We start from the raw sequence: 16,774 nt of genomic DNA on the forward strand, positions 1-16,774 counted from the left end.
AATGCTAAATAGCCCTACTTTTGGTTGGTTTTTGTCCTTCCTTGGCTTGGTTATACTGCGGCGGATTTTAATAAGCCAATATGGGCAAACCTGAGTAAATCAAACTCAGTATGTATCATAAAAGGCAACCGCTCTGGATTTACGTTCCAGCTCGCAGAAAGGAAAAACCATGTCTCAATATGTTGTATGTGCTCTGTATAAATTCGTAGCACTTGATGATTACCAAGAAATTCGCCAGCCACTCACTGACGTGTTAGAAGCCAACCAAATCCGCGGTACTTTGCTACTTGCGAGTGAAGGTATCAACGGCACCGTTGCAGGTAAGCGCGAATCTATCGACGCTCTTCTTCAATGGTTCAAACAAGATTCTCGTTTGGCTGATGTTGTTTACAAAGAGTCGTTCAACGAAGAACAACCATTCAACCGCACCAAGGTTAAGCTTAAGAAAGAGATCGTAACCATGGGCATTGAGGGTATCGACCCACGCCACGTTGTCGGCACTTACGTGAAACCAAACGAATGGAACGCTCTGATTTCTGATCCTGATGTAATTCTGGTTGATACTCGCAACGACTACGAAGTCGATATCGGTACATTCAAAAATGCTGTAAACCCAAACACAGAAACCTTCCGTGAATTCCCTCAATACGTTGAAGACAACCTTGATCCTAAGAAGCACAAGAAAGTTGCGATGTTCTGTACTGGCGGTATTCGTTGCGAAAAATCAACAGCCTACATGAAAGAGCAAGGCTTTGATGAGGTTTATCACCTTGAAGGCGGCATTCTTAAGTACCTAGAAGAGGTACCTGAAGAAGAGAGTATGTGGGAAGGCGACTGCTACGTATTTGATGGTCGAGTTGCAGTAAACCACCAGCTAGAAAAGAGCGGTTACGATGTGTGTAACGCGTGTCGCCTGCCAATCACTGACGAAGACAAAGCCTCTAAACACTTCGAGAAAGGCGTAAGCTGCCCTAAGTGTATTGATAAGCACAGCGACGAGCAGAAAGCCCGTTTCCGTGAACGTGAAAAGCAAGTTCAACTGTCGAATGCTCGTGGCGAAACCCACGTAGGCGGCGAAGCTGCTCACCTTATCAAGCAACGCAAAAAAGAGAAGCTTGCACACAAAGAGCAACAACGCTCTGGTAAGAAAGCAAAGTAAACTTTCTGCTTTAAACTCTTATAGTTCTAAACATATAACTATAAATAGTTAGCTATATACATACAAAAGGGCGCAAGTTCGAGGATAATCCTACGAGTTTACGCCCTTTTTTGATCGCTTTACGGCTTTGTGTTTTGAACCACATTTCTTTCGAAAAATTACTTCTATACTGTTAATAATTCGACTAGAGAGGAAGTGCCAATGCTCAATGAAAACCATGCCTTTATCTTAGATTTCCCAGATCTTAAATTAGACATTGTTCAGCTCAACCACGACGACGAAAAATTCAAAGCAGACATGCAGAAATACCACCAACTCGACTACGACATCCGTCAGCTAGAAATCTCTGGCAGCCCTATCGATGACGACAGCATGCACAACCTCAAAGTAGAACGCATGGCATTAAAAGACTCGCTACATAAGCAACTTACTCGACATCACGCGCTTAAGATCGTATAACAGAAAACACTTGTCCTCAAAAACCTTTTCATAAACAGCCCGTTGACGGGCTGTTTTCCACAAATTTACGCAGCTAATTTAGTGAAAATCTGAATGATGGCGGTCGGTAATTCAAAATCTTCAGATACTAAGAAGTCGAGAATTGCTAATACTCTCTCAGCTACGTCTAACAAAAGACTAATTTTGATCATCATGAACTGTACTCTCTATTTTATATAAATGGAGCACATTGTTTTTTGCGTGGACTTTGATATGATTCGCCTTGAAACAAGTAATCATAATTGTTGTCCAGAAGTTTTAAGACTTTGTAGGAGAAGACTCTAAACTTTGCTTATTACAACGTGCGTGATACAGATAAAAAAGCCTACCTTGTGTAGGCTTTTTTACATCTCAAATATTGTCATTTTCATCTCCTATTTAAATATCAAAAACACTATATGTTGTGCATTTACCTTAGAGATAGCACAATTTGATGTACTACATAACCTCTTCATTTTCCCGTATTTAACGAGAACCACCAACTTTGAGTATTGATTTGGATCAATAAAACTCTCACGCTGATAAAGATCAATCCAATATTCTTACGTTAGTTCTCCGTTTTAAAAAAAATCAAGAAAACCAACAATATAACCACTAATTAGTTGAATTTATTGGAAGCGTTGTAGGGTAAGGGCTAGGTCAATATCTAAGCATAAATAAAGAAGAAACTAAAAAAACACACCTCACCTACATTCTTCAAGCACAAAAAACCTCAACCTAAAGGGTTGAGGTTTTTTTGTCGTTTAAAACACGAAACTAAAGTGCCTTCGTATCAACAAATCAAAAGTGAACTGCCCGAATACAGCTACTTCGCTAATTAAACGCCCTAGCCACTCGCCCATTACTGCTCAGTACATAATGACCAATATAAGCTGGGATAAATACCGATTGCCCTTTGGTGAGTGTTAGGTGTTCACCTTTCTGACTCATTAACGTTAAATCATCATCTATCGCCATTAAAATTTCAGCACCGCTTGTGATGACTTCTTCTTGCTTTGGGCGATGAAAAATATTGAAATCAAAGTCACTAACTGGGATATCATAGCGATCACATTGACCTAACTTTGAAGGTGCTAACAACAAGCGTTCGAACGGGATTGGTGTAAACTCTGTGCAGGCAACCAACTCAGCGACATCAATGTGTTTTGGCGTTAAGCCAGCTCGCAGCACATTGTCTGAATTGGCCATAATCTCGAGCCCAGTCCCCTTGATGTATGCGTGCGGAGTGTTTGCATTCAAATACATCGCTTCACCCGGCCGTAGTGTGATCAAGTTGAGCAGCAGAACGCAAAACAAACCGATATCATTCGGGTACTGGTGGCTAAGCTCAGTAACCAAAGCAAACTCAGATTGACCTTGGTGAGCGGCTGCGTAAGCCAGAAGTTGCTCTAATGCTCGGTGTTTACGTTGGTCGTCCAGAGTTAATAAATCACGGAAAAACGCCTCTAAACCTAGAGAATCAAGGTGGTTGCCAAACTCTTCAACTAAACCAGCCAGCTCGCTCGAATTCAACTTTCTGAACAACCCTAATATTTCATCGAATTCTCGAAAGCCATTCATTGCTTGATATTCAGTGATCGCGTAAACCAATTCAGGTTTGTGGTTAGAGTCTTTGTAATTACGATGTCCTGCAGTCAGAGGGATTCCTGCTTGCTCCTCTCTTGCAAAGCCAACCTCTGCTTGGCGCTTGTTTGGGTGAACCTGAACAGACAACGCTTTTTCTGCTGCCAAGATCTTAAACAAGAACGGCAGCTCACCAAACTCCTGCGCAATATCGCTTGATAGATAGGCCGGTTTATTCTTGTTAATCAGCTCAGAGAGAGGCACCAAGTGCTGGTCAAGCTTAACCATTGAGCAACCTTTTGGATGCGCTCCCATCCAAACTTCCGCTTGCGGCTCTTGTGACTCATTCTGAAAGCCAAACAGTTCACGTATCGAAGAAATGCTCCCCCATGCATAATTTTGGATGGTGTTTTCCATTGGGAAAAATGAGTGTTCTGAGAGGTGGCTGAGTGACATGGCGTTTTCCGTAGTGAGCCCTTTGAACACAATTCAGAGAGCTGATTTCTAATAACGTAAATAATTAGAAAGACTACAGAGCTCGGCTAGAACCCACATGAGATGAGGTCTTAGACGCAATAGGAAAAATTCTTAGAAACAGGTGAGACCGATGAAAAGCGTGAAAATAGTCACATTTGAATATCACGAGTAGAAAGCGCTGAGAATAAGATAGCGGCTTGTATCGCACTGATTACAGCAGCGATACAAGCATCTGAATACAAACACTAGTGACTATCTTGTTATCGTTCCTTAAAAACCAGAGCGAGCTTCTGCACTTTTCTGAGGTGATTGAGCTTGTAGGAAAGGCAGTAACAGCAAGCCAATAACGGCCGCACAAGTAGAGATGGTAATGAAGAACCCACTCCAGCCGTAAGCTTCTAGAACGAGCGCTAATGGGTAACCAGAAAGTGCTGCTCCCATATAAGCAAACAAGCCAACAAAACCTGTCGCCGCCCCAGCAGAGTCTTTATGTGAACATTCCGCCGCCGCCATGCCAATAAGCATTTGAGGGCCAAAAACAAAAAAGCCAACGCAGAATAGCCCAGCCGCTTGAAACACAAAGTTGGTTAAAGGCATAAGCCATAAAGCCGAAACCGAAAGGAAGATGCCAATCGCAAACAAGATGTTCATCGGGCCTCGGTTGCCACCAAACAACCTATCCGATCCCCACCCAGCAACAAGTGAACCAACAAAACCTCCTATCTCGAACAGAGACAAGGCAGCGTTGGCGTTGATCAAACTGTAATCGTGTTCTTCGGTGAGGTATAAATTGCCCCAGTCGTTAACTGCCGTTCTTACGATGTAAACCAACACATAACTAAAGGCGAGCAACCAAATGTACTTATTGCTGAACACATAGGTTTTCAGGATCTCTCGATAGCTTAACCCTTGCCCATGGCTCTCTTGCGCTAATTCCAGGTGATCACTGCGCCACTTCCCTACCGTCGGAAGTCCCATGGTGGTGGGCTTGTCACGTAAGCGCCAGCAGACAATAAGACCGATAAAAACACCAATCACACCCGGCCAGATAAACCCAGCTCGCCAACTGAACTGCAGCGTTAGATAACCCACAAGAATAGGGATAAGCGCTCCACCAACGTTGTGCGCTGTATTCCAGATTGCCCAGCGAAAGCCTCTTTCGGAGCGAGAATACCAAGTCGTCAATAACTTGGAACACGATGGCCAGCCCCAACCTTGGAACCATGCATTCAATACCCATAGCGAGATAAAAGCCGCTAACGAACTCGAAAAGCCAAACGCGATGTTTATCAGACCAGTCGCGATTAGGCCAAGCCCCATGAAGTAACGAGGGTTCGACCGATCCGATATCGTGCCTGAGATAAATTTCGATAAGCCATAAGAAAGATAAAAGAGCGTGCCAATTAAGCCGATATCGCCTTTGTCCAAACCTAGATCGGTGATCATTGCAGGCGCGGCGTAATTAAAGGTTTTACGAGTGAAGTAAAAACCCGCATAGCCGACATACATTCCTATCATGATGTGAAGGCGCCAATAGCGATAACTCTGATTGACCTCATCATCAGTTAGAGCATCACTCTCTGACGTTGTTGAGCGCAGAAATCCAAACATATTCGTTCTCACACTTTAGGTAATGTAACGCTGATATTGGTACCCGAAGATGAGCCATTAGCGTTGATTGTCATCTTGCCGCCGAGCGCCTGAACACGCTCTTGCATACCGCGAACACCCATTCCTTTGAGAAGATCTTGCGCTGTAAAACCAATGCCATTATCTGATATCTGAAGATAAGCCTGGTCACCTAAAAGCAGTTCAATTCTGATTTCGCTCGCGTTGGCGTATTTAGAGGCATTGTTTAGAGATTCTTGGCACAGCCTGAAGATAGTGACCTTAAGCGTGTCACTCAAACACGAGTAATCACCTTGCCAATTTAACTGAATATCAACGCCGTGATCCGAAAACTCCATCTCTCGAATAAGCTGTTCCACGGAATCTTTTAGGTCCAGATCGTCCAGCATCTTAGGTCTTAATTTTGTAAGTAGACGTTTGGTGGTGTCATAAACATTCAAAGATAATGATTCAATGGTACCCGCACAGCGAACGCTCATCTCAGCCGCGTCGACACGTTTAATAATGCTTGCCTGAGTACGAATTGCCGTGATGTTTTGGCCGATTTCATCATGCAGTTCACGCGCAATATCACGACGAACCGACTCTTCAGCGGTAACTAACTGACGTGAAAGGTTTTGATTTCTGGAGAGTTCACTTCGCAATTTGGAGTTGAGATCTTTCTGCTTTTGAACCGCTAAACCAAGCAGTATACCTGTGATGGTTTGAGCAGATAGAGACAAGAGTAAGTCGGTAATTTCGAGTTTGGATGTTCCGCTGTGGGCTGCAATCAACGCGACACTATTTAACATTGTTGCAAGCAGAGCACCTTGCCATCCATAACGAACGGCGAGCAAGATAATAGGGATCGCCATACAGAACGGGGCAAAGCGCCTTAGCTCATCAGGCAAACTGGTTTGTATCAAAATACTGGCGACCAACAACACGCTATATAAAGCAATATGACGGATTTTGAACTCAACGACATTATTGATTAAGTAAGAGCTCAATGGTGCCCACTTGTTTTGGAATAGATAGTTCCAGACCAGATAACACATCGGCACCAGCATCAGTCCGCCAGTAATACTCACCAACCACACCATGTAAACAGCAGAAACATGAGAACCCACCACGGCAACGTTAATAAATGCTGTGACCATGATTAAGCTCGCCATCACTAACAAGTGACGATTCTGGTCACCAGAATAATAACGCTTGGCAATTAGCGTGGCAGGAATACTCAATCCACTGGCGATGAGTATCGTCAGCCATTGGGGTTCATCAAGCAGCAGAGCTAAAGCGATCGCAAGTCCCCACTCTGCAATATAGATGGCAGGCCAATAGTGGGTACGAGTGTGCAGCGTCATTCCCAGTCGAAGTGAAAACGGGAAAAGCAGAATGGCTAACTCAGGGTCATTAATGAAATAGAAGGCAATAACCCATAAACAGAACCATGCACAGCCAGCCATAAAAACCCCACACAGGGAGGTGGCTAGGTAAGAACGCATTAGTACTGGTCTTGTGTAAACAGTTTCGCTAACTCGACATTATTCTTAACATTGAGTTTGTCCATCGCATTGGCACGGTGTACATGCACCGTTTTATGGCTAACCCCTAGCTCTACGGCAATAGATTTTACATCGAGCCCTGTCGCCAATAACTGACACACTTCGCTTTCTCTGCGGGTGAGCTGATTTAAAGAGGCTTTATTCTTCATGGGCGTCGCAAGCTTTATGGCGATATCGGGCGTGAGATAACAGCCACCATTTGCGCTCGTGTGTACGGCTTGGATTAACTCATCAGGGCTACAGCGCTTGCTGAGATAACCTTTGGCTCCTAACTCTAATGACTTCTCAACCATCGCCGGAGAGTCATGTACGCTCAGCATGATACTGGCAATGCCTGATGGAATCTCTTCCAATAAGCTCAGGCCACTTTCGTCTTGCATTGAGATATCTAAGATCACGACATCAGGGTGACAACTTGGCAATCCTAGGCGCGCTTCTGCCGCAGAGTTGAATTCCCCCACGACCGTAATATCAGCTTCAAGACTGAGTAATTGAGCAAAGCCAGATCGAACAATGACGTGGTCATCAACAAGCGCAACATTAATCATGATATTAACCAAAATTAAGAGTAAGAAAGAAAAATAGCCCCAACAGGAGCTATCTAAAATTAAGTTTATTAATAGAGATGATACTGAATCGAACTAACGATTGGTATGTTCTCACGTGCTTTAAACCAATAAAGCACGTGAGATTCGCTACGCGTTTTGAGACGCTAAGTGTATTTTCTTAGCGTGGCGAATCTTCTTCTCTTCCGCAACCGCAACGAATAGCAGTAACACGATACAAATGGCAGCTGACGTATCAAGCGCTGCGAACGTGCCTTTCCAACCCGTTAAGCCAAAAATAGGTGTGCCGTCTGCAATCATACCTAGGCCAAGTTTGGCAAAGCTGTCACCAATTAAGTAAGCAAATGTACCTTTCACGCCATCCGCAACGCTGATTGCTTTCTTAGGCACGAAACCTACTGCAGCAACACCAATCAGCAACTGAGGACCAAATACTAGGAAACCAAGTACAAACAGTGATGCTAGGTACATGAACTCACTGGTTGCATGCTGGTAGAACTCTAGCGAAACGATAATCAGGCCAAGCGATACACAAGCAACCAAAGCACGGCGTCCGTTCGCAAGGTCTGACAGATAACCCCACATTAACGTACCGACCAGTGCACCAACCTCAAACAGAGTGAAGCCTGAAATCGCGGTTTCTTTTGATAGACCTAGCTCTTGATACGCATAAACGGTAGACCATTGATCGATACCGATACGAACAATGTATAAGAAGATATTCGCGAAGCAGAGCAACCAGATCACTTTGTTTTTCAGGATGTATTCAACAAAGATCTCTTTCTTAGTCATTTGATTTTCTTCAGCAGCCGTATCTTCTTCGCTGACTTCTTCATCAAACAACTCTTCAACCGTACCTAGACCATAGGCTTCTGGAGAGTCATTACCAAAGCGCATACCAATAAAGCCAACCACAATCGCAATGATTGATGGGAACACGAACATACCGATCACGTTGCCATCAAAAAGGTAGTTAGCACCGAACAGAGCAACACCAGCGGCACCTGCGCCACCCACGTTGTGCGACATATTCCAAAGGCCTAAATAAGAACCACGCTTGTTACGAGGCGTCCATTTAGTGATGGTCGAGTAGCTTGAAGGACCGCCGGTACTTTGGAAGAAACCACTCAACGCATAGAAGGCAACCATCAAGAATAAGCTAGCGCTGCCGCCGCCCATACTGAAGCTGAAGCCCAACATGGCAATACCAGAAAGGACAAGCATGAATGGCAGGAACTGCTTGGTGTTTTTACCATCGGCATAATAGGAAACGACGGTTTTACCGATACCGTAAGTGATAGAGAAACCCAGACCGATAAGACCTAGATCCGTCATCGATAATCCATAAGTAGAAATCATGTCGTTTTGCGCGACATTGAAGTTCTTACGGATCAAATACATGGTTAGATAACCAATGAACACGACGAGGTAAGATTGTAGGAATGGTTTAAACCACATTTTTCTTCTAGTTTCGACCGGAAGATCCAGCGTCGGTTTTCGAACCTGATCTAGGAACTTTAACATTGTGAACTCTCTTATTTTTTGTGAGGTCTGCACGGCATAATTGCGGCCATACATTGTTTGTTAGTTGACCGTGAAATAATAAGGAGTCTAAAAATCGACCGCATGAGAGAGGGTCTTAGAATAACTAGGAAAAATTCTTAGTTCAGAATTGGGAGTCAAGAAAGCGTGAACAGCATCACTTTGTTTACGGTCTGTTATGGATTGATATTACGATAACAAAAGTCACTCATTTCAGGGCTGACGAACCTTGTAAATAAACAGAAACGAGTGGATTACTTCACTAAAAAAACACCAGTATCGGTTCATCACCATAAAACTCCATGGTCATGGTGTGTCCGATACTGGTTCAGCATTCATTCTGATTAAAATAGATTCAATAGGCTTGTTACGTTTCGCGTGAATCGTACTACAGTCGCTTGCCGCTACCGTCTTCCCACATTACTTCACATTCATCTTTGATGGCAGCTTTTAATAATTCAACCAGTGGGAACGCTCGACTACCGATATTAACAGGCGCTTCAACCACCTCTTCTTCATTGTCGTCATCAGTATTTTCATGCTCTACGGACTTGCTCTGCTCTGCTGCAATAGCAGCACGTAGATTATCCAGAGCTTGAGGAACCTCTGAAGCATCCATAGCACCTGGGATGGAGCCGCTATGCCCAAGCATCTTGATGAACTGGAGGCCGACTTCACCAAACATCGTGACACTAGCATGAGCTTTACAACTAAAGGTAATTAACATAATGAGCCTTTCTTAATTTTGGTCGTTTACAAACTATGTGGAGTAACTCTCTGGAAAGCAAGTAGATAAACATCAAACAACGGTTACAAGTTTGATGCTTAAATCTAATCTTCTAGAGATGACCAGCACCATCGGTGATATACATCACTATTTGGAATTGATTGAACAGCCTTTCATATGAAACCTTGATAGTAGTCACACTAAATAGACATCTAAGCCTCTGCATAGCTTGTTATTTAATCTACTATTAACACCATTATCAAAAACTTTGGCACAGATCACATGAAAAGGCTCGTCGGCAGGCACCTAGAAGAAATGGCGGACATACGATCCACCCGCAAGCAAAAAATTGTCCACTCCTTTTCACTGACTGCCGCTGCGTTATTCATTTTCTATACTTGGGCTTACTTCGAAGGCGAGCATTACACGCTGTCAATATTCGAATTGTGCTTCGCCATCATTGCCATTTCTAACGCTTTATATGTAAGAAAAGTCATCAATCCTGAGTATTCCGAATTGATTCTGAGTGGTGTTCTTCTAGTTCAGGGCGTCATCCTATTCTTGTACAGTCACGCCATCCCAGATCGCATCCTCTGGCTCTACCCAATTCTGGCCGCGGTCATTTTCATTAATGATTTCAGAATTGGCATAATCTTCAGCACCTCGTTTTGCCTGTTCATCAGCACCTTGATTACAGCAATGCCCAACAATTTTTCTTTACCATTTAACAGCACACACAGATTTTTCCTTAGCTTATTTACCATGAGCTTGGTGTGCCACACATCCGCCTATTACTACACAAAAGCCGTCAGTTATATTCAACGCCTGTATAAAGAAGGCATTGAAGATCTCGCTTACAGAGATCAGTTAACCGGCTTGGCAAACCGTTGGAGCTTTGAACGCTGGGCGACAGAAAAACTAGCCACCGTGGATAGTGAGCGATCACTTACGGCATTGGTCTTTTTGGATATAGATGACTTTAAAGGCATTAACGACAGCTACGGGCACGATGTGGGAGACAGTGTCTTACAGCATTTTGCCAATCGCTTGAGCAACAACATTCGAACCAGAGACAGAAAAAGCCATGAATACGATTATTCCATCGCGCGCTTTGCTGGAGACGAGTTTGTTCTGATGCTCTACGATGTGCCAACTCGTAAAGATCTAGACGGCATTCTAGATAGGATCTGCGGGCTGTTCGAAAGCGGCTGCCAAACAAACGAGAGAATCAAGGAATTGACGTTAAGTGTTGGGGTTGCTTTGTATCCGCAAGATGCCCAAGAATTACATGAGCTGACGAGATGTGCTGATAAAGCGATGTATGTTGCCAAGCATTCAGGAAAAAACCGATATGCTTATTATCACGACAACCCAGTATCGACCCTGATAGAAGAACTACCAACGAGCCTTGTTAGCTCAGCACCGGATTCATCTGAACTTGAAGATTGCTTTGAAGCGAAGATCGAAGGGAACAATGTTACGCTATTAAAAACGCGCCAACGCTAGCCATTCCTATAACGGAGCGGCGCTGCTAACCTGCAAGGTACATAAGCCAAAGACTCACTAACCCGATCATAATAATCCATATGACTTGACGTGTTCGGTTTGGGTTATTCCCTTTAGGTCGCCTCACCACGGTTTTAAAAGCGGCTTGCTTAGCTGACTGAATAAACGGCGCTTCTATCTCACGTTTTTTCACGCGGCGTTTAACTGCGCTGTTTGCAACCTCTGTAAAGCGCTGGCTTTGCTCCGTTGTAAAGTCGTTATCAAAACCTATCCGACCATGCCTTTCGCCATGTTTTTGCTGAACTGCCATAGCGGCCTCCTTGGCGATATACTCTCTATTGAGTATAGACATAATTTCATATTGTTACCTGTTCAAGGTTTTCGAATAAGTCACTCAACGCTGTGCCATCTTCTTTTTAAATCAAATTACATAAACTACAGCTATTCAAGTTTATGAGGGTTTCAAAATGACGAATGTAAGAGCAGTAGATCATGTGATTACAGCACATGCCACCTCAGATGGTGATGGCGTCAAAATCCAACGACTCGCAGGTTTTAATAACGCACGTTTCTCTCCATTTTTAATGATTGATGAACTGAAGTCGGATGAAAGCAAAGACTATGTTGGCGGCTTTCCTCCACATCCTCACCGTGGGATAGAAACGCTCACTTACATGCTCCAAGGTCACTTCCAACACAAAGACCATATGGGGAATGTTGGAGAGCTACGCAGCGGTGGCGCTCAATGGATGGCCGTAGGCCGTGGTGTCATTCACAGCGAAATGCCAATGATGGAAGAAGGTGCGCTGCATGGTTTTCAGATTTGGATAAACCAACCTGCGACACACAAAATGCAGCCAGCTCAGTATCACGATTTCCAAAGTGAAAGCATCGCGGAGCATCAAAGTGAACAAAGTGGTTTGTTAAGAGTGATTGCCGGAGGGTTTGAACTGCACAACCAAACTGACAAGGATTCAGAGGCTTTACGAGCGCAGGGTCCATTACAGAAAACAGGTGTGCCATTAAGCGTTGCGGATTGGCGCTCTCATTCTGGGCAAAAAGTCACGTTAGGGACTAATGTTAATCACAATGCCATGACTTATGTGTACCGAGGCAGTATTAAGATCGGCGACAAAGTCATCAACCAAAGTCAACTTGCCCTGCTCACCAAAGCTGAATTGTTGTCTTTAGAAAGCCTAGAAGATTCAGGTGTACTGATTTTTTCTGGTCAGCCGATTAATGAACCTGTCGTGCACTATGGTCCGTTTGTCATGAACTCGATGGAAGAGATTGAACAGACAATTCAAGACTACAACAACGGTGTGTTTGAGACTTACTGATGTCTTGGCTTTGAGCTTTGAAGGTTGAAGAGATTTTGCAACGAACAACGATTTGGTCATCCATTTGATGACTACAAAAACAAGTGACACTATCCACTGCCGGTTACTATCACTTATTTAACCACGCTCCTAGAGCGTGGTTTTTTTCTATTCAATCAGAGACAAACGATGCCCTGATTGAACAAATTTAGATCTGATTACAAATACTCACATAGGTAAGCTGTCGCTTCTTTTACCTGTAGGTCGAATGAAGAGTCACCCGCAACGTCAAAAGACTCACCAGATTGGTATGTCGTCCAATCATCATCGCCAACACGCTTTACAATCAAAGCACCTTTAACAACGGTCATCTTTTCTGGAGCCGCAGTACCAAAAGTGTACTCACCAGCCGCCATTACACCAACACTCACATCAGCACCAGACTGGTTAAACGCTAACGACTTAACGCCACCTTCAAAGTATGTGTTTTCTTTAATCATTGTACTTCCTTGTTATCTTCAAATTGCAATTATTGAGCTCACCGAGTAAGCCTATGCGTAAATTTAGGTGATAATTGTTTTAACCAATTCGAGACTTTCCTACAAGAAATAAATACGCATAGCTTAAGCATTTCTGGAGTTCGCTTTCATTGATAGCGTAAATACTGAGGAGCAAGGCTAAAAACCACTAACGCAACCACATTTATTAGAACATTCGATCCTGCTTCTAACTCTTAGAACAATTTTTGCAAACTAAGGTTTTAATTAATAGAATCTAAAACAATATCAGTCGAAAAATGAAGAGATAATGGCAAAAAAGCCGACTAAAAGCAGAGATCTATTTGCCAACTCGTTACTCTACGGCTTCCTATTAGCTGGCTTTATGGTTGCCCTCACCGCCGGCTATTTTGCTTACCAAGCCCACCAGCAATCTGTCAGCCCAAGCAACGTCTATGGCACATGGATAGAGATTGCGGCGCCACCTTACAACACCGACATCCTGACACTTTCAGAAAACGGTGTGATGATGAATCATCGTCTTATCACTACCTCATTCGATTTTGACGGGAAGATCGTCACGATCAACACTGGCTCTGGAACCACCGTTTACACCATCAGTGGTACTTACGATTCGCCTCGCTTAAAGCGATTAGAGCCAAGCGTACCATCTCAGCAATTTATTAAAGAAGGCTACGAAGATACTGCGACTGGTGATACCCATAGTGTCATGCAACAACGACGCGCTTCCTTAGCTGAGCAATTCAAAAGATAACCCTCTTATCCATACTGCCATAAGCATTCGTCTTCAAGTTTACCCGTCGATCGACCCCGCTCGCTCAACATACTTCACTTTGTGATTCAGCTTCAATCCACAGTATTTTCTTATAGTTTGTCGCACCTTTTCATAACTTCATGTCGTGAATTTTCACTTGTGAGATTTTCCTACTGAAGGATGTTTTATTTTATAAAACATGGACTCAGCCTCTCATTCATTAAGCAACAGAATTGTAACAAAATACAATTTTTTAGTTGTCCATCGAAAACGGATTTATTTTCAGTTATGAAATTAAAACTCTCTCGAATACTGACTGGGAAGCTCCTTCAAAACTGATTGGAGCCGTTTATGGGGCCATTGGGTTCTCGTAATCTTCAAGGAATGAGAGAAATAGTATGATTCGTATAAATACCTGTGCTGCAAGCATTGCTCTAGCGCTATCTGGTACAGCATTAGCTGCTCCAACAGCACCTAGCATCGACATGTACGGTTCCAACAACCTGCAATTTTCTAAAATTGAACTCGCGATGGAAACCACCTCTGGCTACAACCAGATGGTGAAATATCACGACCAAGCGAAGGTCGACGTTAAGTTCAACCAATGGAGCGGAACGTCAGGAAACACGTACAACATCTACTTTGATGGCGTTAAAGTGGCCACCGGCCCAATCACTGGCAGCCAAACCACAGCTTCATTCGAATATGGCCAAGGCGGCTTATTTGAGATGGAAATCGAAGCGTGTGATGAAACAGGTTGTAGCAAGAGCGCACCTGCTCAAATCACGATCGCTGATACCGATGGCTCACACTTAGCGCCACTTGCGATGAATGTGGATCCGAACAACAAGTCATACAACACAGATCCAAATACGGTAGTCGGTACTTACTTTGTAGAGTGGAGTATTTATGGCCGTGATTACACCGTTGATAACCTACCCGCTGACAACTTAACCCATATCCTTTATGGCTTCATCCCAATTTGTGGTCCGAACGAATCAGTTAAATCAGTAGGCGGTAACAGCTACAACGCACTCATGACAGCTTGTCAGGGTGTTAACGATTACGAAGTGGTGATTCATGACCCTTGGGCGGCTTTCCAGAAAAGCTTCCCTCAAGCGGGACACGAATACAGCTCACCGATCAAGGGTAACTACGCAATGATGATGGCGCTCAAACAGCGTAATCCTGATTTGAAGATCATCCCATCGATTGGTGGCTGGACGCTGTCTGACCCGTTCTTTGATTTCACAACTAAAGCCAACCGTGACACCTTTGTAGCGTCTATTAAGAAATTCCTTAACACATGGAAATTCTACGACGGTGTGGATATCGATTGGGAATTCCCTGGTGGTGGCGGTGCTGCTCCAGACCTTGGTGATCCTGTAAATGACGGCCCAGCTTACATTGCACTGATGGCAGAACTTCGCGTGATGCTAGATGAGCTAGAAGCGGAAAACGGTCGTACTTACGAGCTCACTTCTGCGATCGGTGTTGGTCACGATAAGATTGAAGACGTGAACTACGGCGATGCTATCCAATACATGGATTACATCTTCGCAATGACTTACGACTTCTACGGCGGTTGGAACAACGTGTTAGGTCACCAAACAGCACTAAACTGCGGTAACTTCATGCGTCCTGGTCAATGTGATGGCACAGGCCTTGATGAAAATGGCGAACAGTACACAGGCCCAGCTTACACCACAGACAACGGCATCCAATTGCTACTTGAACAAGGCGTTCCAGCGAACAAACTTGTGGTTGGTACAGCGATGTACGGTCGTGGCTGGGAAGGCGTATTACCATCATCACTCACCGATCCTAGCGACCCTATGACAGGGGTGGGTAACGGCAAACTGAAAGGTAGCTCTGCGCAAGGCGTATGGGAAGATGGCGTTATTGATTACAAAGGCATTAAAGAAAACATGCTTGGCGCGAATAACCAAGGCATCAACGGCTTCGAATATGGCTATGACGAAATGGCAGAAGCGCCTTACGTTTGGAACCGCACTTCAGGTCAGCTAATCACATTTGATGATGATCGCTCTGTAAAAGCAAAAGGCGCGTACGTTCGTAGCCTTGGCCTTGCGGGTCTATTCTCTTGGGAAATTGATGCAGATAACGGCGACATCCTGAATGCAATGCATGAAGGCCTAGCGGGCGGTACAACTGATCCTGTCAACCGCAAACCAACGGCAGCTGCAGGTACAGACCAATCGGTTGAAGGCCCAGCTTCTGTTTCTCTAGATGGCAGCGCTTCAAAAGACAGCGACGGTACAATCGCGAGCTACGCTTGGTCTCAAGTCGGCGGTACAGCAGTAACACTGGCGAACGCTAATGCTGCGGTTGCGAGCTTCGATGTTGTTGAAGTCGCTCAGCAAGAAACACTAACCTTCAGCCTAACGGTAACGGACAACGAAGGTGCTACTTCTACTGACACCGTTGTTGTAACAGTAAGCCCTAAAGATACAGGCCCAGTCAATACAGCACCAGTTGCTGTGCTTACGGCTCCGGCTGAAGTGAATGCAGGTGATGTAGTCGTGGTTGATGCTTCGGCTTCAAGCGATTCAGACCAAGACACATTGACCTTCACGTGGGATGTACCTGCTGGTATTGATGCAACGGTTCAAGGTTCTTCAGTGAGCTTTGTCGCGGCGGAATACACGCAAGATACGACGCTGAACTTCTCTGTATCGGTCAGCGATGGCACTGATACATCGGTAGCGGCTACTTCAGTGAACGTTCTTAAGAAAACCACTGGCGGCGGTACATGTACTAACGCTTGGGATTCAAGTGCGGTCTACACTGGCGGCGACCAAGTAACTCAAGGCGGTAAGGTTTGGGAAGCGAAATGGTGGACAACAGGTGAAGATCCAACAACGACAGGCCAATGGGGCGTGTGGAAAGAGATCGGTCCTGCAAGCTGCTAACTAAAAATAGTGCTTAGTTAAATACTGACTAAGCAT

At 44.4% G+C, this 16,774-nt stretch carries 14 protein-coding genes; 6 read left to right on the forward strand and 8 right to left on the reverse strand.

The features are described from left to right. Nucleotides 1-169 precede the first annotated feature (169 nt). Together ACED46_RS13970 and ACED46_RS13975 are read left to right on the forward strand one after the other, a co-directional pair. Nucleotides 170-1,159, forward strand: a complete 990-nt coding sequence (locus tag ACED46_RS13970; protein WP_371721723.1) for a rhodanese-related sulfurtransferase — start codon at nt 170-172, stop codon at nt 1,157-1,159. A 201-nt stretch (nt 1,160-1,360) separates the two neighbouring features. Beyond that, nucleotides 1,361-1,618: a YdcH family protein gene (locus ACED46_RS13975; protein WP_010432560.1), complete on the forward strand. Its 258-nt coding sequence runs from the start codon at nt 1,361-1,363 to the stop codon at nt 1,616-1,618. Between the two features lie 852 nt (nt 1,619-2,470). Here the strand turns inward: ACED46_RS13975 and manA are convergent. From manA to ACED46_RS14005, 6 genes are all read right to left on the reverse strand, one after another. Further along, a complete protein-coding gene (gene manA / locus ACED46_RS13980; protein WP_371721724.1) occupies nt 2,471-3,676 on the reverse strand; it encodes a mannose-6-phosphate isomerase, class I in 1,206 nt (401 codons plus the stop codon). Nucleotides 3,677-3,967: 291 nt separating this feature from the next. After that, nucleotides 3,968-5,308, reverse strand: a complete 1,341-nt coding sequence (locus ACED46_RS13985; protein ID WP_065583566.1) for an MFS transporter — start codon at nt 5,306-5,308, stop codon at nt 3,968-3,970. Between the two features lie 8 nt (nt 5,309-5,316). After that, nucleotides 5,317-6,813, reverse strand: a complete 1,497-nt coding sequence (uhpB, locus tag ACED46_RS13990) for a signal transduction histidine-protein kinase/phosphatase UhpB (protein ID WP_017065060.1) — start codon at nt 6,811-6,813, stop codon at nt 5,317-5,319. Next, a complete protein-coding gene (gene uhpA, locus ACED46_RS13995; protein WP_017061545.1) occupies nt 6,813-7,421 on the reverse strand; it encodes a transcriptional regulator UhpA in 609 nt (202 codons plus the stop codon). The genes uhpB and uhpA overlap by 1 nt, the downstream gene beginning before the upstream one ends. Before the next feature lie 147 nt (nt 7,422-7,568). Continuing rightward, complete coding sequence (uhpT, locus tag ACED46_RS14000; RefSeq protein ID WP_017061544.1) at nt 7,569-8,963, reverse strand: hexose-6-phosphate:phosphate antiporter; 1,395 nt, start codon at nt 8,961-8,963, stop codon at nt 7,569-7,571. Nucleotides 8,964-9,369: 406 nt separating this feature from the next. Beyond that, nucleotides 9,370-9,708, reverse strand: coding sequence for a DUF1840 domain-containing protein (locus ACED46_RS14005; RefSeq protein WP_017061543.1), 339 nt, complete (start codon nt 9,706-9,708; stop codon nt 9,370-9,372). A gap of 315 nt (nt 9,709-10,023) precedes the next feature. On the opposite strand from ACED46_RS14005, the gene ACED46_RS14010 reads away from it, so the two are divergent. Then, complete coding sequence (locus tag ACED46_RS14010) at nt 10,024-11,214, forward strand: GGDEF domain-containing protein (protein ID WP_102321386.1); 1,191 nt, start codon at nt 10,024-10,026, stop codon at nt 11,212-11,214. Between the two features lie 25 nt (nt 11,215-11,239). Here the strand turns inward: ACED46_RS14010 and ACED46_RS14015 are convergent, their stop codons facing one another. Continuing rightward, entirely contained in the window at nt 11,240-11,524 is a 285-nt protein-coding gene (locus ACED46_RS14015; RefSeq protein ID WP_017061541.1) for a hypothetical protein, read from the reverse strand. Nucleotides 11,525-11,681: 157 nt separating this feature from the next. Between ACED46_RS14015 and ACED46_RS14020 the strand changes: the two genes are divergently transcribed. Next, entirely contained in the window at nt 11,682-12,554 is an 873-nt protein-coding gene (locus ACED46_RS14020; RefSeq protein WP_371721725.1) for a pirin family protein, read from the forward strand. Nucleotides 12,555-12,751: 197 nt separating this feature from the next. Here ACED46_RS14020 and ACED46_RS14025 read toward each other — a convergent pair whose 3' ends face one another. Continuing rightward, complete coding sequence (locus ACED46_RS14025) at nt 12,752-13,033, reverse strand: pyrimidine/purine nucleoside phosphorylase (RefSeq protein WP_017057600.1); 282 nt, start codon at nt 13,031-13,033, stop codon at nt 12,752-12,754. Nucleotides 13,034-13,340: 307 nt separating this feature from the next. Between ACED46_RS14025 and ACED46_RS14030 the strand changes: the two genes are divergently transcribed. Beyond that, on the forward strand, nt 13,341-13,805 hold the full coding sequence (locus ACED46_RS14030) for a DUF2850 domain-containing protein (RefSeq protein WP_017065063.1): 465 nt from the start codon (nt 13,341-13,343) through the stop codon (nt 13,803-13,805). Between the two features lie 398 nt (nt 13,806-14,203). Beyond that, nucleotides 14,204-16,738, forward strand: coding sequence for a glycosyl hydrolase family 18 protein (locus ACED46_RS14035; RefSeq protein WP_371721726.1), 2,535 nt, complete (start codon nt 14,204-14,206; stop codon nt 16,736-16,738). Nucleotides 16,739-16,774 lie beyond the last annotated feature (36 nt).

It is taken from the genome of Vibrio sp. 1S139 (genome assembly GCF_041439475.1).
In the GTDB taxonomy this organism is placed as follows: Bacteria; Pseudomonadota; Gammaproteobacteria; order Enterobacterales; family Vibrionaceae; genus Vibrio; species Vibrio crassostreae_C.

Excerpts from the sequence above, each read along its gene's own strand:
- ACED46_RS13970 (WP_371721723.1), top strand. The coding sequence starts at position 170 with ATGTCTCAATATGTTGTATGTGCTCTGTATAAATTCGTAGCACTTGAT.
- ACED46_RS13975 (WP_010432560.1), top strand. The coding sequence starts at position 1,361 with ATGCTCAATGAAAACCATGCCTTTATCTTAGATTTCCCAGATCTTAAA.
- manA (WP_371721724.1), bottom strand. The coding sequence starts at position 3,676 with ATGTCACTCAGCCACCTCTCAGAACACTCATTTTTCCCAATGGAAAAC.
- ACED46_RS13985 (WP_065583566.1), bottom strand. The coding sequence starts at position 5,308 with ATGTTTGGATTTCTGCGCTCAACAACGTCAGAGAGTGATGCTCTAACT.
- uhpB (WP_017065060.1), bottom strand. The coding sequence starts at position 6,813 with ATGCGTTCTTACCTAGCCACCTCCCTGTGTGGGGTTTTTATGGCTGGC.
- uhpA (WP_017061545.1), bottom strand. The coding sequence starts at position 7,421 with ATGATTAATGTTGCGCTTGTTGATGACCACGTCATTGTTCGATCTGGC.
- uhpT (WP_017061544.1), bottom strand. The coding sequence starts at position 8,963 with ATGTTAAAGTTCCTAGATCAGGTTCGAAAACCGACGCTGGATCTTCCG.
- ACED46_RS14005 (WP_017061543.1), bottom strand. The coding sequence starts at position 9,708 with ATGTTAATTACCTTTAGTTGTAAAGCTCATGCTAGTGTCACGATGTTT.
- ACED46_RS14010 (WP_102321386.1), top strand. The coding sequence starts at position 10,024 with ATGGCGGACATACGATCCACCCGCAAGCAAAAAATTGTCCACTCCTTT.
- ACED46_RS14015 (WP_017061541.1), bottom strand. The coding sequence starts at position 11,524 with ATGGCAGTTCAGCAAAAACATGGCGAAAGGCATGGTCGGATAGGTTTT.
- ACED46_RS14020 (WP_371721725.1), top strand. The coding sequence starts at position 11,682 with ATGACGAATGTAAGAGCAGTAGATCATGTGATTACAGCACATGCCACC.
- ACED46_RS14025 (WP_017057600.1), bottom strand. The coding sequence starts at position 13,033 with ATGATTAAAGAAAACACATACTTTGAAGGTGGCGTTAAGTCGTTAGCG.
- ACED46_RS14030 (WP_017065063.1), top strand. The coding sequence starts at position 13,341 with ATGGCAAAAAAGCCGACTAAAAGCAGAGATCTATTTGCCAACTCGTTA.
- ACED46_RS14035 (WP_371721726.1), top strand. The coding sequence starts at position 14,204 with ATGATTCGTATAAATACCTGTGCTGCAAGCATTGCTCTAGCGCTATCT.